Annotated in this window: 10 protein-coding genes; 4 read left to right on the forward strand and 6 right to left on the reverse strand. The window is 69.4% G+C overall.

Annotated elements, in window-relative coordinates:
• Nucleotides 1–31: 31 nt before the first annotated feature.
• The 4 genes from DKM19_RS28275 to DKM19_RS28290 are packed head-to-tail and all read right to left on the reverse strand — an operon-like array spanning nt 32 to nt 7,924.
• Nucleotides 32–1,336, reverse strand: a complete 1,305-nt coding sequence (locus tag DKM19_RS28275; RefSeq protein WP_110699690.1) for a proton-conducting transporter membrane subunit — start codon at nt 1,334–1,336, stop codon at nt 32–34.
• A complete protein-coding gene (locus DKM19_RS52800) occupies nt 1,333–2,751 on the reverse strand; it encodes a proton-conducting transporter membrane subunit (protein WP_110699692.1) in 1,419 nt (472 codons plus the stop codon). The genes DKM19_RS28275 and DKM19_RS52800 overlap by 4 nt, the downstream gene beginning before the upstream one ends.
• Complete coding sequence (locus DKM19_RS28285; protein WP_239513629.1) at nt 2,748–6,296, reverse strand: YbcC family protein; 3,549 nt, start codon at nt 6,294–6,296, stop codon at nt 2,748–2,750. The genes DKM19_RS52800 and DKM19_RS28285 overlap by 4 nt, the downstream gene beginning before the upstream one ends.
• On the reverse strand, nt 6,293–7,924 hold the full coding sequence (locus tag DKM19_RS28290) for a SulP family inorganic anion transporter (protein WP_110699694.1): 1,632 nt from the start codon (nt 7,922–7,924) through the stop codon (nt 6,293–6,295). The genes DKM19_RS28285 and DKM19_RS28290 overlap by 4 nt, the downstream gene beginning before the upstream one ends.
• Before the next feature lie 1,724 nt (nt 7,925–9,648).
• On the opposite strand from DKM19_RS28290, the gene tatA reads away from it, so the two are divergent.
• The 3 genes from tatA (at nt 9,649) to DKM19_RS28305 (ending at nt 11,949) form a co-directional block, all read left to right on the forward strand.
• Nucleotides 9,649–9,822, forward strand: coding sequence for a Sec-independent protein translocase subunit TatA (gene tatA / locus DKM19_RS28295; RefSeq protein ID WP_110699696.1), 174 nt, complete (start codon nt 9,649–9,651; stop codon nt 9,820–9,822).
• A gap of 166 nt (nt 9,823–9,988) precedes the next feature.
• A complete protein-coding gene (locus DKM19_RS28300; protein WP_239513630.1) occupies nt 9,989–10,786 on the forward strand; it encodes a sulfotransferase in 798 nt (265 codons plus the stop codon).
• A complete protein-coding gene (locus tag DKM19_RS28305) occupies nt 10,783–11,949 on the forward strand; it encodes a glycosyltransferase family 4 protein (protein ID WP_110699700.1) in 1,167 nt (388 codons plus the stop codon). The genes DKM19_RS28300 and DKM19_RS28305 overlap by 4 nt, the downstream gene beginning before the upstream one ends.
• Before the next feature lie 207 nt (nt 11,950–12,156).
• Here the strand turns inward: DKM19_RS28305 and DKM19_RS28310 are convergent, their stop codons facing one another.
• Nucleotides 12,157–12,489 carry a YnfA family protein gene (locus DKM19_RS28310; RefSeq protein ID WP_110699702.1) on the reverse strand — a complete coding sequence of 111 codons (333 nt, stop codon included), beginning with the start codon at nt 12,487–12,489 and terminating at the stop codon, nt 12,157–12,159.
• Between the two features lie 187 nt (nt 12,490–12,676).
• Between DKM19_RS28310 and DKM19_RS28315 the strand changes: the two genes are divergently transcribed.
• Entirely contained in the window at nt 12,677–13,354 is a 678-nt protein-coding gene (locus tag DKM19_RS28315) for an HAD-IA family hydrolase (protein WP_110699704.1), read from the forward strand.
• Nucleotides 13,355–13,530: 176 nt separating this feature from the next.
• On the opposite strand, the gene DKM19_RS28320 is transcribed toward DKM19_RS28315, so the two are convergent.
• Nucleotides 13,531–15,045 carry an MFS transporter gene (locus tag DKM19_RS28320; protein WP_110699706.1) on the reverse strand — a complete coding sequence of 505 codons (1,515 nt, stop codon included), beginning with the start codon at nt 15,043–15,045 and terminating at the stop codon, nt 13,531–13,533.
• Nucleotides 15,046–15,071 lie beyond the last annotated feature (26 nt).

The following is a 15,071-nucleotide window of genomic DNA, read 5'->3' on the forward strand; positions in this document are numbered from 1 at the left end:
CTGCCGCAGGATCTGCCGGTGGACGGGCAGATCACGGGAAGAGCGGCATCACGGGGAGAGCGGCGCCGATCAGCAGTGTGCCGATGACGATCGTGAGCGCGTACGCCTCAAGCGGGGCGAGATCACGCTCCCCGGAATGTGAGCGGCTGCCCGCGAACAGGGTGAGGAAGCACCGCATCACCGTCATCCCGTTCACGGCGACGGCCCCGATCAGCGCGAGCCAGAGCAGCGGAAACCCGACGACCGAGCCGTGAACCAGCAGATGCACGCCCGCGAATCCCAGGGACAGCGGAAACCCGGCCACGGCGAGCCCGCACAGAAGGAACGCGACGGCCAGCCGCGGGGTCCGGGAGAAGTTTCCGCCGGGCGTCGCCAGCGACAGCGTGCCCCGGCGCGCTTCCAGCGCGGCGAGGGCCATGGCGAAGCCTGACAGCGCGAGAGCCGACGCCTGCCAGGTTAGCACCGCACCGGACACCGTGAGCGGCGAGTCACCGCCGAGCCCGAATGTGATCAGTCCGGTCTGGCTCATCATCAGGAAGGCCAGCGCCCGTCTGGCCCTGTTCTGCACCACCGCGAACACCGCGGCCACGACGGCGGTCAGGCCGCCGAGCAGGGCGACCTCGTGCGCGAACGACGCGGGCAGCCGCGTGGACAGCAGTTCGAGCTGGGTGAGCATGCCGAAGGGCGCGGCGCAGAACACGACCACCACGCCCATCGGAGCCCGCTCCACGAATCGGGGATACCACCCGTGTACGGGCACGACCGCGAACCGGATCACGATCCCCAGCACGACGAGGACCGTTCCCGCCTCCCGCGAACCGGTCGCCGTCAGGACGGTGCCCGCGCAGAAGAGCAGAACGCTGGGCACGTGATACACGGCGAACAGGCGGTCGAGCCCGTCGTCACCGTCGCGCCGGCGGAGTTCGGCCCACACCAGCCAGGCCGAGAGCGACCACAGCACGGCGGCCGATCCCCCGTGCCGGACGGCCAGGAAACCACAGGAGATCGCCAGCAACCGCAGGATCCCGGCCAGGGTCGGCGGTGGATGGGAGGCGAGCGGGCTCATCGCGACCACCAGCAGGCCGACCACGCAGGTCACGGTGACGACGTGCCGGGCGGGGCCGTCCGGCACGGCCACCACGACCAGGCCCCCTGTCCGCCCGCCCGTGAACGGGGCGAACCGCTGCGTCAGGGAGAGCCCGATCGACAGCGCCGTGGCGGCCGTGGCGCAGGCCACCGCGGTACGGCGCGCGGCCCGCCGATCGGTGGTCCGGGCGACGACGAAGGACACGGACAGGAACAGGATCGCCACCGGCAGCGGGACCAGTGCGATCATGACTCCTGGCCCTTCCGCCGCGTGCCCGGCGATCCGCCGCGGCCGGCGGTCACCGCCTCGCGCCGATCCGCGAGGCCGGTACGGACCGGGGCCCGGCCGGCACTCAGCCGCTGCGCCCACCGGTCGTCCAGCGAGTCCGCCCGCCGGACCAGGCGGACGAACCCCCCGACCACGTGGTCCCGCAGCCAGGCGTCGAAGTAGCCCCGTTCCAGCGCGTACCGGTACAGCCACCCCTGCACCGGCCCGGGGACCAGGCGCTCCAGGTGCGCTCCGGTGCGGGGCAGCGGCCGGTTCATCGCCCGCTCGAGGTGGTGGTAGTCGTGGATCAGGCTGGGCGACCGCAGGATCTGGACGCTGCGCAACCCCGCGTGCGCGACCAGGTGCGCCAGCGCGAGATATCGCAGGCCGAGCCCGATCTCGACCAGGATCAATCCGACCTGGGTCATCGAGGCGTAGGCCAGCGCGCTCTTGATGTCCGTCTGGACGCGTCCCACCAGGGCGACGTGAACAACGGTCAGAGCGCCCACGACGACGATCGCGATCCGCACGGCGGGTGCTCCCGCCCAGATCGACTCCGTACGCAGCAGCAGGTACGGGCCCAGGCTGACGGAGATCGCACCGTAGAAGACGGCACTCGACGGCGTCGGACCCTCCATGGCCCGGGGTAGCCATCCGCCCAGGGGCACCTGCGCGGCCTTGCCCATCGACGCCCACAGCAGCAGGGCTCCGATCAGGACCGCGTCCCCCGTGGCGGCGGGCGCCGCGAACCCCGCCCATCCGCCGCCCGGAGTGCCGACTGCGGTGGACGTGCCGGTGGTGTGGTGCAGCCACACGACGGCCGCGAGCAGTCCCACATCGCATGCCCGATAGGTCAGAAACGCTCGCAGGGCGTGCTCCACCGGTTTCCTCCGCTCGTGGAAAAACGAGATCAGCAGCGCGGAGGTCAGGCCGGCAAGCTCCCACCCCACGAGGAGAAGGTCGAGGTCACCCGCCAGGGCGACGACTTCGACACCGGCGCCGAACAGGGTGAGGAGCAGGTAGAACCGGAGGTAGCCCGGTTCCCTGTGCAGGTACCGCTGCGAGAAAACGCCGATGAGGCAGACCAGGAGCGCCGTGAGAACGGCGAAGGAGATCGACAGCCGGTCACCCACGAGCAGCAGGTCGAACCTGTACTCCCCCGGGCTGGACCAGACGCCCGCCGATACCGTCAGAACCCGCTCTCCGCCGCACGCCATGACGCCGGCGAGCACGAGCGCGGACACCGTCGCGAGCCCGAAGGCCAGCGTGACGACCGTTGAGATGGTCCGCTCGGCCCATCTCCGGCCCCACCACGCGAGGACCGCGAGAACCAGGAACGCGCCGAGGGGCAGCCCGGCGATCGCGATCAGGAGATACCGGTGCACGGCGGCGCTCATGGCAGCTCCTGGATTCGCACCGCGCGACTCGCGAGCTCGCCGGCACTCGCACGTCCGTTCCCCGCACCGCTCGCGCCGGAGGAGGCCGTTTCAGGGAAGGAGGCCGTACCGGAGGAGACGGCTTCAGAAGGGGCCGCTTCCGAGGAGGCCACCACACCGGAGGAGACCCCTTCAGAGGAGACCGCTTCCGAGGAGGCCACCACACCGGAGGAGACCCCTTCAGAAGGGACCGCTTCCGAGGAGGCCACCACACCGGAGGAGACCCCTTCAGAAGGGACCGCTTCCGAGGAGGCCACCACACCGGAGGAGACCCCTTCAGAAGGGACCGCTTCCGAGGAGGCCACCACACCGGAGGAGACCCCTTCAGAAGGGACCGCTTCCGAGGAGGCCACCACACCGGAGGAGACCCCTTCAGAAGGGACCGCTTCCGAGGAGGCCACCACACCGGAGGAGACCCCTTCAGAAGGGACCGCTTCCGAGGAGGCCACCACACCGGAGGAGACCCCTTCAGAAGGGACCGCTTCGGAGGAGGCCACCACACCAGATGGAGTCGCACCAAAAGGAGCCGCTTCGGACGCGGTCATCACGTGGGCGCAGCCCAGATGCCCGCGCTTGCCCGCGTAGAACTGCGCGGAACGGCCCACGACCGGAAACTCGGTGATCTCCGGGGTGTGCGGCTGGAACGCGTTGTCGCGGAACACGTGCATCGCGCCGGAGCCGGGGCTCCACGCCACCAGCTGGATCCAGCCGTTCACCACGAGCCGGCTCAGGGCGGGATGCGCGCGCAGGATCGCCGCCAGGCGCTCCGGCTCCGCCTCGACGATCAGCAGCAGCCGTACCGGCTCGTGGATCTCGACCATCTGCCAGGGAAGTCCGGTCCGCAGGTCGGAGGCGTGCCCGTCCATCACCCCGAGCAGGCCGACGATGTTGTGGGGAAGCTTCGTCCCACATCCGTAGCCGGCCGGATCCACGTAACTGAAGTAGTACTCGAGGTTGATGCCGGCGCAGACCGGTCCGGCCGCGAGGAGCAGGTTGGTCAGCAGGTCCCCCGCGGGGTCGCCGTCCGGGTCGTAGGAGACGAGGAAGGCCCGCCGGTCGAGGAAGAGCCCGCGGGTTCGCGAGCGCCGTCCCACCACGCACGCCGCGTTCGTGGCGTGTCCGTACTCGGGCCGGGGCTGCCCGAGGTCGACGGTGCGGGTTTCGACGTGGGCGAGCGCGCCGCCGGGTGGAAGGTCCGCGGGCGCGGACTCGAACCGGCGGGACCGCTCGTGCGCGGCCAGGACGCACGCGGCGGCCACGGCCCGCTTCGCCCGGTCGGCCGCCGGGCGGCACCGCTCCGGTATCAGGTCCTCGTCGTAGTAGGTCATCGAGTCGTCGCAGGTGTTGTGGTAGGCGCCCAGGAACCACGAGCTCTCCGGCACGTCGATCCCCCGGTCGCGGAGTCCCGCGCGTACCGCCGCGTGGTTGGCCATGACGGCGAACGCGCGCGCGTTCGGGCCGCCGCGTCCGCCGCCGGTGGCGCCGCAGTCGTGCGCCGACTCGTGCGGGTTGTTGAGGCTGGACGAGCCGTGCCCGACGATCAGCACCAGAGAACGCGGGTTCAGCCCCATCGTCCGCATGACCGCCGACACCAGGTCGACCATCTCCGGCACGGAGTATCCCCGGAGCAGGCCGTCGCCGTGCTCCTCGGCCGAGGTCCGTTCGACGGCGAGGCGGGTGACGGGACCGGCGCCGGCGCCGTGGTGGAGCCGGCGGAGGCAGCGGTGGAACCGGAGGGGAAACAGGCAGCGGCCGATCAGGGAGAAGAAGGAGGCGAACCCGACGCCGAACGTGACCGCGCTCCCCCGCGCGACGGTCCTGCCGCCCACCGCGATCAGCCGGCTCCAGGCACCCCTCCGGCGGGCGACCGTGGACCGGCGGGACCGTACGGGGTTCGCCGCACCCACCGCCTCCTCCACGACCAGGTGCCGGGATGTGACGCCGACCGGGCACAGCGGGCGGGCGCGCACCTCGTCCAGCCCCCGGTAGGTCATGGCGACTCCGAAGAAACCGGCGTACCCGAAGGTCTCCACCTGCGGAAAGTGCTCCTCCAGGTGCCGGCGCAGGGACTCCTCCCGCTCGTCGATGCAGAACACGGCCTGAAACCGTGAACGCGGCGACGGCCCTGTCGCGACCCGCTGATGCGCGGCGAGCGCGTCGAGCACCCCGACCCGGTGGCGGCGCTCGTACGCGAGGTGCAGCAGGCGGCGCCGTTCGATCGCGTCGCATGACCTGACCGCTCCCAGCCAGGCCGTCGCGTGATGGGCGTCGGCGAGCACCGCCGTGTCGACCGGCATCACCTGGGCCAGGACGAACGCCTCGTACACCAACTCCAGGCCGGCCTCCGGCGGAGCGGCCGTCTCCTCGCGCCGGACGGAGAGCCGGTCGAGGTCGGCGAACGTGGCGTGCCCACCGAGGTGCTCCGCCACCGCGTGCCGTGCCGCGTACACGTCGAGGATGAGCTGCACGGCCAGATAGTCGATCAGCCGTGCGGGATGCGCCTCGACCGGCGAGCGATCGGGCCGATGCTCGAACTGGCGCATCATGCCCGCCCATCCGCGCAGCGACAGCAGGGTCGCCTGGATCGTGTCCGCCCAGTCGCGTTCGGGGAGGTCCAGCTCCGTGAGGGCCCACACGACGGTCCGCTCGGCCGTCCAGGACTCCGCCTCCTGCCGCCTCAGCTCGGGGCCCAGACCTCGGAGGAACCGGTCGGGCGGACCGCCGGGGCGGCCGTAGAGCCGTCGGAAGGCGCCGAGGAAGCCTCTGTGCCGTCCCGGCATCGGCCAGTAGGCGACTCCCTGGTCGAGGAACGCCGCCGAGAGCCGGATCAACAGCGGATGGACGAGCTCGTCGGGGTCCAGGCCGGTGACGGCGAGGATCTGGTCACGTCGGCGCGGCGTCGAGCGCTCGACGACCTGCACGCGGGGCGCCATCCTTTCGAGGTGGCTCCAGAGCCGGCACAGCAGCTGTTCCTGGAGTGCCCGCGCGGTCGGTTCGGGCGCCGTGGGCCCGGTCCAGTCCCGCCGGGCCTGTCGCAGCAGCTCGGTGTGCCGCCGCGTACTCAGGCGGTCGGTGAACCGGACCCTCTGGTCCGTCTCCTGGAGCAGATGGCTCAGCGCGGGGCCCCGCGGAACTTCGAGCAGGAACCGGAGCCGGATGGCGTGGAACCGGCGGCGTGTCGGGCCGCCCGGCACGAGGGGGACGTCATCGTCGGCGGTCATCGGCTCGATGACCGCGTCGAGATCCTCCTGCTGGATCCGTCCCGAGTCGACGCGGCTCTGGAAGGCGGCCTCGCTCTGGAACGGCTCGGTGCCGAACAACCGCGCCGCGTGAACGACGGCGTCGTCGAAGGGAAGGTGCTCGAAGGCGTGGAGGGTGTTGTGGTGGACGAACGCCTGCAGGGGCGACTGCTCGGGCAGCAACCTCGCCGCCCGCGCCACCAGGTCGGCTATGCCCGTCTGCCGGTCCTCGGTGGTCTCTCTCATCGGGCCCGCGGTGGCTTTCATGCCCGCCTCCTGCGTCGGGTGGCCTGCGGATGGGGTGAGACGGGCCGGAGCCGGTCGAGCCCGAGGAAGGTGAGGGTGGCGGTGGGCCACTGCTTGGCCATCGCGTCCATCCCGGCCAGGAAGGTGTGGTCGACCATGGCGGCGTTCTCGACGTCGATGACGATTTGTGTGATGTCCCCGCCGGCGGCGCCCGCGCTGTTCACCGCGCGTCGTACGGGCAGCAGGGCGGGGAAGATCGCGGCGCCGAGGATGCGGATGTGCAGTACGGGGCCGGTGCGGGTGGCCTGCGCGCGGGGGCGGAAGAAGGCGGGGAGAGGCACCCCGCGGAGCAGGTGCAGGACGAATTTGAGGACGAGTCCGGCCCCGACGCCCATGAGCAGGTCGGTGGCGAGCGTGACGAGCAGGGTGGTCAGGAACAGGGCGAGCTGGTCGAGGCCTATTTTTCCGACGTGGAGGAGTTCGCGGGGCGAGGCGAGCCGGGTGCCGGTGTACACGAGCATGGCGGCCAGGACGGCGAGGGGGATGGTCTGGAGGAGGCCGGGGACGAGCGTGACGAACAGCAGCAGGAAGGCGCCGTGAAAGAAGTTGGACCAGCGGGAGGTGGCGCCCGCGTCGATGTTGGCTCTGCTCCGGACGATCTCGGAGATCATCGGCAGTCCGCCGACCAGGGAGGAGAGGAGGTTGCCGCCGCCGACGGCGAGCAGGTCGCGGTTGAGGTCGGAGGGCCGCTTCCGAGGAGCGATGGAGTCGACCGCGAGCACCGTGAGGGTGGACTCGATGGTTCCGACCAGGGCGAACATCGCCACGTACTTCAGCGACGCCATCGTGAGGATCATGGAGAAGTCGGGGAAGGCGACGGCGTCGAGCAGGGTGTCGGGAAGCTGGACGAGATACTCCGGGCCGAGGTGGTAGGTCGTGGACAGGAACCGGTAGTCGTGCGGGTGGTCGAGGTGGAACCACAGGTCGATGGGCACGGTCACGGCGAGCACGATCAGCGGGGCGGGCACGGCACGGGCCCACCGGGCGCGGATCAGGGGCAGGCCGAACAGGATCAGCAGGGACAGCGCGCCCAGCAGCAGGATGCGGGGATTGGCGTGGACGAGACTGCGGGGGATCTCGGCGAGCAGGTCGAAAGGGCGTTCGGCCCGAGGTTTGACGCCCAGCACGACGTGCGCCTGTTTGGCGATGATGATGACCCCGATCGCGGCGAGCATGCCGTGCACGATCGAGGGGGGCATGGCCACCCCGGCGGTGGCCACGCGGCACAGGGCGAAGATGATCTGTATGCCCGCGGCGACGACACCGACGGCCAGCGCCCGCCGGTATCCGGCGGCGAGGTCGCCCTGGCCGAGTTCCTGGACCGCGCCCAGCGCGATCACGATCAGGCCGGCGGCCGGGCCCTTGATGGTCAACCGAGCGCCGCCGAGCAGGCCGGCCATCGTGCCGCCGATGATCGCCGTCAGGATGCCGGTGACCGGCGGGAACCCGCTCGCCAAGGCGATTCCCAGACACAGCGGGAGTGCGATGAGAAAAACCAGGAATCCGGACTTCAGATCCGCTGCGGGAAAAGCGCTACGGCGCGGGGTCGATAAATCGTCATGGATCTTCAGATCGTCTCGTTCGAGCATCGGCATGATCCTCACGGGTGCGTGGGCGGTCCACTCCGGCCGGATTCGGTCGGAGGCGGTGCGGACGAGGAACGCCGGGAAAAAGGCGTTCGGTACGCACGGGTGGACCGCGGGCCGTGCCCGCTCTCGGATTGGCCCCGGAGGACCTGGTTCGACGAACCACGACGGCCACGCTCGGTGCAGGGCGATGGAACCTGTTCGTTCCGACATCCGAAAGGTCGTCTATCTCATCTGAAAGGCCGTCTTCGAACGCGCACAGTTCGTCGTTGAGAACCGTGACGAAGTGCGGACCGGCCGCCAGGGCCGTTCCGCGCATCGCACCGCCGACACCGAGCCGGCGGAACGGGTCCTCAGGATCGAGCCGAGCGCTCGTGATCTCGCAGCGGGCGGGAGTCGCCCCCGACGCGCCGCCCTCCGGCGCGGCGTCCAGTGCCTTGACCGGTTCGTTCTGCGTCTTCGTCTCTTCCGCACCGGCCCGTGGCGCCGTATCCGAACCGTTGACACCGGTCCGGGACGCCGAGGACGCCGAGGACGCCGAGGACGGAGCCTCCGAACGAGGAAGCGCCTCCCGGAGCACTCCGGAGGCAAGGACGTCCGCACGGACGGCGGATTCGGCCTCAGCCTCGGAACGCGTGCTCCCCGTGGCCGGCAGCGCCACGAACATCACGCTCGCCAGCGCCGCTCCCACCGCACGACGCAGCGCTCCGCGCCTGCGGTTCGAAAGGGCCCTGGTGATCCGGAAAGACGGAGACTCTTCAGGTGATGGCATCATTCTGGCTCCAGGACAAAAATCCTGGCGGGGGCGGGACAAAGCCCGGCGATTGATTCGGAAATCAAAAAGGATCAATACTCATGAAGCGTGATCGATTTTTGTATCCGCTTCCATACTTACCGGGCGACTTCCCGCCGGCCGCAGAGATTCAGCAGACGCTCGCCTTACTCCATCTACCCTCGATGTAACTTTCCGCAAACAGCGCAGCCCGACAACAACGAAGCATTATCGAAGAGTTGCGAAAATCCACTTACCCATTGAGCTTTTCATGGCGCCCAAATAAGCATTTGCGGCAAACTCGCCGACAGGATCCTGAAAAATCCATTTTTATAGGTAGACGTCTAGGTTTGTCGGCATTCTTCTACGCGGTGATTTTTGATCGAGGGGCTTCCCGACGCTCGGTCCACAGGCGGACTCGGGCAGGGATCCGAGGTCGCGATCCCGGCGGGACCGCACCGCCTCCACGGGCGGCGCACCGGGCAGGCGCAAGGTCGTCGACCACGGTGACACTCCTGCCACACGGCTCACAAAGGGCGAGCCCCACCCCAGACCATCGATCATGGAGACGAGGTCGTCGCAGGTGACGGCCTGCCGAGCGCGTCACCCGAGGCGCTCTTCCCGGCATCCGGCGGGATCGTCATCACACCGTCCCGCCCGGCCGCCGACCGGATCACGCGGAACGACAGGTGCGGGATCCGCCGGCCGATCGGCACATGCCGGTCCGGCGAGATGGCCGTTCATGGCAGCGCGGGGTCCCGGGTCGAGGCCGTCGCAGTGCCGCGCTTTGCCGGCCTCTTACGTTCTCCATACCAACGATGAATACACTTCCTCCCAAAGGCCTGGCTCTGCCTGCCGAGTGGGCTCTCCTGTCGCGAGAACCCTCTGTCACCCCGTGCCCGCGGAGCCACTTGGGCACCTGCACACACGCGGGATTCAAGACAGGAGATCATCTATGGCCGACCTCGGACTCCCTGAGGTGCTCATCATTCTGGCGGTGCTCATACTGCTCTTCGGCGCGAAAAGGCTGCCGGACGTCGCCCGTTCGATGGGCCGCTCCCTGCGCGTCTTCAAAAGCGAGATCAATCGCCCGCAGGACGACGAAGGCACACCGCCCATACAGCCCTGAACAAGCTCACTCCGATGCGGGCGCCCGGTTCGGGCACACAGTAAAATGCCAGGAAAGGTAAGTACTCTGCTCTGCCATGAGCTGGCAGCGTACGGTCAACAACGCCCTTGTGAGGTTCACTGGATTCCAGTTTAACCGAGTAGGGAAAGAAGGATTTTCGCCCACCGTGACCCCCGCCGGCCCGGCGAGGGAGCCGGCCGCGAAGGAGCTGGTCAGGCCACCGGCCGACCCGGGGACGGATCGGCTGCTGACCGCACCGATCTTCATCCTCTCGCCGGTCAGATCGGGCTCCACGCTCCTGCGCTCGGTGCTCAACGCCCACTCGATGGTGCACGCCCCGCACGAGCTGCACGTGCGCCGGCTGACCGTGGGCTTCGGCACCCCGCTGTCGCGCAAGGCGATGGACGCGCTCGGCCACAACCAGGCCGACCTGGAACATCTGCTGTGGGACCGGGTGCTCCACCGGGAGCTCGTCCGCAGCGGCAAGACCTTCATCGCGGACAAGACCCCGGCCAACGCCTTCGCCTTCGAACGCATCGCCACCTGCTGGCCCGATGCCCGTTTCGTCTTCCTGCTGCGCCATCCCGCCTCCATCGCGAAGTCCTGGCACGAGGCCAGCCCGGACCGCCGCACGCCGGAGGAGGCCGCGCTCGACGCCCTGCGCTACATGAAGGCCGTGCAGCGGGCCCGTCGCGCGCTCACCGGCCTGACGGTGCGCTACGAGGACCTGACCGAGGACCCGGAGACCCAGATCCGGCGCATCTGCGACTTCCTCGGCGTCCCATGGGAGCCCCAGATGCTCTCCTACGGCGAGCAGACCGTGATCCAGAAAGGTCTCGGCGACTGGAAGGACAAGATCCAGACAGGGGCCGTTCAGCGAGGACGCGATCTTCCGAGGCCCGACCAGATACCCGACGTCCTGCGGCCGATCTCCATCACCTGGGGATACCTGGCGGCCACATGAAGATCCGTTACATACTCCTGCACGCCTACGGCATGGGCGGCACGATCCGCACCGTGATCAACCAGGCCAACGCGATGGTCGCCGCCGGGCACGACGTCGAGATCGTCAGCGCGGTACGCCGCCGCGACAAACCCCAGTTCCCCATCGACCCGCGGGTCGAGATCACCGCTCTGACCGACCAGCGCGACGGCGTGCTGCCCGACTCACCGGCCCGCAAGGTCTGGCGGCGGGTCCGCGGGAAGATCGTGCCGTACGGCGAGTTCGCGGCGGCCTATTTCACCGAGCGGGTGGAGAGGGCCGTCATCGACTACGTCTCCGGGCTGCAGGACGGCATCCTGGTGACCACCCGCCCCGCGCTGAACCTCATCTCCGCCCGCCGTACCCCGAGAAGCGTCGTGCGCATCGCCCAGGAACACATGAACCTCGCCACCCACCCCGAGAGTGTCCGGCGGGAGATCGCCCGTCACTACGGCCGGTTGGACGCGGTCGCGGTGCTCACCGCGACCGACCGCAAGGACTACCAGGCGCTGCTGCCCGGGACCCCGGTCGTACGGATCCCCAACGCGATCCACACCCTCGACCAGAAGGCCTCCACGCAGGACAGCCGGACCGTGATCGCCGCCGGCCGCCTCGTCCCGCAGAAGGGGTTCGACATGCTCATCCCGGCGTTCGCGCAGGTCGTGCAGCACCATCCGGACTGGCGGCTGCGCATCTACGGCACCGGTCCCAGAAAAACCGCCCTGCGCGCGCTCATCAAGGAACACCGGCTCGATGACAACGTCACCCTGATGGGACGGAGCAACCGGCTCGACGAGGAACTGGCCCGATCCTCGCTGTACGTGCTCAGCTCCCGGTTCGAGGGACTGCCGATGGTGATGATCGAGGCCATGTCCCACGCCCTGCCCGTCGTCGCCTTCGACTGTCCGACCGGCCCACGTGACGTCATCACCAGTGAGATCGACGGGCTGCTCGTGCCGCCCCAGGACGTCGACGCACTGGCCTCGGCCGTCAGCCGTCTCATCGCCGACCGGGAGCTACGGCAGCGGATGGGCCAGGCGGCCGTACGGACGGCGCGGGACTATGCCCCCGACACCGTCACCCCCATGTGGGAGAAGCTGTTCGCGGAACTCCTGCGGGCCGATCCCCCCGTCTCGGAGCCCTGACCTCGTATCCCCCGTCTCGCCCCCTCGCCTGGACAGCGAGGGGGGCGAGGTATCCGTACGGCGGATGCCGGTCAGCCGCGCAAGCCGTACAGGACGGATCGGAGGACGAACACCGATCACCCGCGCGGGCCGTACATGACGTATCGGAAGACGGATGCCGGTCACCCGAGCGGGCCGTACATGACGTGCCGGAGGAAAAAACGCCGGTCAGCCGCGCGGGCCGTACATGATGACGACCACACCGACCAGACAGATCCCCGCCCCGATCAGGTCCCAGCGGTCCGGGCGGAAGCCGTCGACCAGGACGCCCCACAGCAGGGATCCGGCGACGAACACTCCCCCGTAGGCGGCCAGGATCCGGCCGAAGTTGGGGTCGGGCTGGAAGGCGGCGACAAATCCGTAGGCACCCAGCGCGATGACGCCGGCGGCGATCCACAGCAGCCCGCGGTGCTCGCGCACCCCCTGCCAGACCAGCCACGCGCCGCCGATCTCCGCGACGGCGGCGAGGGCGAACAGCAGCAGGGATTTGGCGATCGTCATGAGCACGAAGCTACCGGGCGTTCTCCGCCCTTCCGCCGATCACCTCGTACGCTGGTGAGGTGACGTGCCGCTGCGACGACGTGGCCCAACGGGCCCGGTCGGCCGGGTGGGCGGTGCTTTCGCCGGGCGGCCCATGGCACCGGGCAGCCCACGGCAGCGGCAGGCCCCTCACGGCTGGAGGCGAACGATGAGCGACAGGTTATGGGCGACCTTCGACTGTTTCGGCACCCTCGTCGACTGGCGTCACGGCATCGTCACAGGCGCCGAGCTGGTGGCGCCGGGCAGGGGGGCCCGGCTGCTGGAGGCCTACAACCGCCATGAGCCCCAGGTGGAGCGGGAGACTCCCACGATGCGATACCGCGACGTGATGGCGGAGACCCTGCGGCGAGCGGCGGCGGACGAGAAGGTCGAACTGCTCGACGACGACGCCGGGGTCCTGGCGGCCGTGATCCCCTTCTGGCCGGTCTTCCCCGAGGTACGGCCCGCGCTGCGGGCACTCCGCGAACGCGGGTGGAACCTGGCGCTGCTGACCAACTGCGACCGCGACCTCATCGGCAAGACGCAGCGACGCCTCCGGGTCCCCTTCGACGCGATCATCACCTCCGAGGACGTCGGTGCCTACAAGCCCGCGCACCACCATTTCCACCGCTTCATGGACTCTCTGGGAGTGAGTCGCGACCGGTGGGTGCACGTGGCTCAGGGCTACTTCCACGACATCCTGCCCGCGAGCGAGCTCGGGGTGACCCGGGTGTGGATCAACCGGATCCAGGAGCCGAACGACCCGTCCCTGGCACACGCGGTCCGCCCGGATCTGAGCGATCTGGCCGCCACCGTGGCCCAGGTCCACCGATCGGCCGGCGGCTGATCCGCAGTCGTCCGGCGGCGAGACGATCGCGCTGGCCCAGATCATGCGAGGGCCGTGTCCGGCGGATCTCCTCGCCGCGTGTCACCTGGCCGGTCCGGGTCATTGAGCGGTAGACGGGAGAACACGCATGAGGGGTCCGGCTTGAGCCGGACCCCTCATGCGTGTTCACGGAGCGATCAGTGCGCGAACACCGGGATCGGCACGTCCTCCTGCCCTTCCTCGTCGGACGAGGCGACCGAGCCGCCCTGGTGGCCGGTGTTGACGAGGGTGATCACGATGACGGCGGCCAGGACCAGGATGCCGACCGCCCACCAGATCGCGGTGGCGTAGCCGTGCACCGCCGTCTGGTTGGCGAAGGCGACCTTGCCGAGGGTGCCCGCCTCGGCGGCGTGCGAGGTGGCCCAGGCGGTGGCGGCGCTGGCGGCGATGGTGTTGAGCAGGGCGATGCCGATGGCGCCACCGACCTGCTGCGAGGTGTTGACCATCGCGGAGGCGACCCCCGCGTCACGCGGCTGGACGCCGTACGTGGCCAGGCTCATCGCCGGCATGAAGGCCGTGCCCATGCCGAGGCCCAGCAGGATCTGCGCGGGCAGCACCAGGCCCACGTACGAGCTGTCGATCTCCATCTGGGTCAGGATCAGCATGCCGACCGCGGCGAGCAGGAAGCCGGGTGCCATCAGCAGCCGCGGTGAGACGCGGGTCATCAGGCGGGCACCGATCTGTGTCGAGCCAATGATCATGCCCGCGACCATCGGCATGAAGGCGAAGCCCGTCTGCACCGGCGAGTAGCCCTTGACGACCTGCAGGTAGTAGGTCAGGAAGAGGAACAGACCGAACATCGCGATGATGGCCAGGCCCAGTGACATGTACACGCCCCCGCGGTTGCGGTTGGTCACCACGCGCAGCGGCAGAAGCGGGGACCGTACCTTGCTCTCGACCAGTGCGAACGTGGCGAGCAGCACGACGGCCGCGACGAACAGGCCGATGGTCACGCCCGAGGTCCAGCCGTCGGACTCGGCGCGGGTGAAGCCGTAGACCAGGGAGACCAGGCCGAGGGTGACCAGGACGACGCCGGGGATGTCGAGGCCGCTGCCGTTGCGGCTGCCGGCGGGCTCGCGGATGACGAGGAAGCCACCGACGGCGGCGACGACGGCGAAGGGAATGTTGACAAAGAACGTCCAGCGCCAGTCAAGGTACTCGGTCAGAAAACCGCCGAGAATCAGACCGACGGCGCTACCGCCGCCGGCGATGGCGCCGTAGATACCGAAGGCTTTGGCACGTTCCCGGGACTCGGTGAACATCACGGCGAGCAGCGACAGCGCGGCGGGCGCCAGCAGCGCGCCGAACGCGCCCTGTAGCGCGCGGGAGCCGAGCAGCATCGCCTCGTTGACCGCGACGCCGCCGAGCGCGGAGGCCCCGGCGAAGCCGATCAGGCCGACGGTGAAGGCACGTTTGCGGCCCCACAGGTCCGCGATACGGCCGCCGAAGAGCAGCAGTCCGCCGAACGCCAGGGCGTAGGCGGTGATCACCCACTGGCGGTTGGTGTCAGAGATGCCGAGGTCCGTCTGGGCGGAGGGCAGCGCGATGTTCACGATCGTCGAGTCGAGCACGACCATCAACTGGGCTATGGCAATGAACGCCAGCGCTTTCCAGCGCTGGGGGTCCGGTCGGACCTGGGCTGTTTCAGACATGGGTGAACTCACTAACGGTATGGAGG

Origin of the sequence: Streptosporangium sp. 'caverna' (assembly GCF_003203775.1) — a bacterium.
Classification (GTDB): domain Bacteria; phylum Actinomycetota; class Actinomycetes; order Streptosporangiales; family Streptosporangiaceae; genus Streptosporangium; species Streptosporangium subroseum.

Bases quoted from the DNA above. Each gene is read 5' to 3' on its own strand.
- DKM19_RS28275 (WP_110699690.1), bottom strand. From the start codon at position 1,336: ATGATCGCACTGGTCCCGCTGCCGGTGGCGATCCTGTTCCTGTCCGTG.
- DKM19_RS28315 (WP_110699704.1), top strand. From the start codon at position 12,677: ATGAGCGACAGGTTATGGGCGACCTTCGACTGTTTCGGCACCCTCGTC.
- DKM19_RS28305 (WP_110699700.1), top strand. From the start codon at position 10,783: ATGAAGATCCGTTACATACTCCTGCACGCCTACGGCATGGGCGGCACG.
- tatA (WP_110699696.1), top strand. From the start codon at position 9,649: ATGGCCGACCTCGGACTCCCTGAGGTGCTCATCATTCTGGCGGTGCTC.
- DKM19_RS52800 (WP_110699692.1), bottom strand. From the start codon at position 2,751: ATGAGCGCCGCCGTGCACCGGTATCTCCTGATCGCGATCGCCGGGCTG.
- DKM19_RS28285 (WP_239513629.1), bottom strand. From the start codon at position 6,296: ATGAAAGCCACCGCGGGCCCGATGAGAGAGACCACCGAGGACCGGCAG.
- DKM19_RS28320 (WP_110699706.1), bottom strand. From the start codon at position 15,045: ATGTCTGAAACAGCCCAGGTCCGACCGGACCCCCAGCGCTGGAAAGCG.
- DKM19_RS28290 (WP_110699694.1), bottom strand. From the start codon at position 7,924: ATGCTCGAACGAGACGATCTGAAGATCCATGACGATTTATCGACCCCG.
- DKM19_RS28310 (WP_110699702.1), bottom strand. From the start codon at position 12,489: ATGACGATCGCCAAATCCCTGCTGCTGTTCGCCCTCGCCGCCGTCGCG.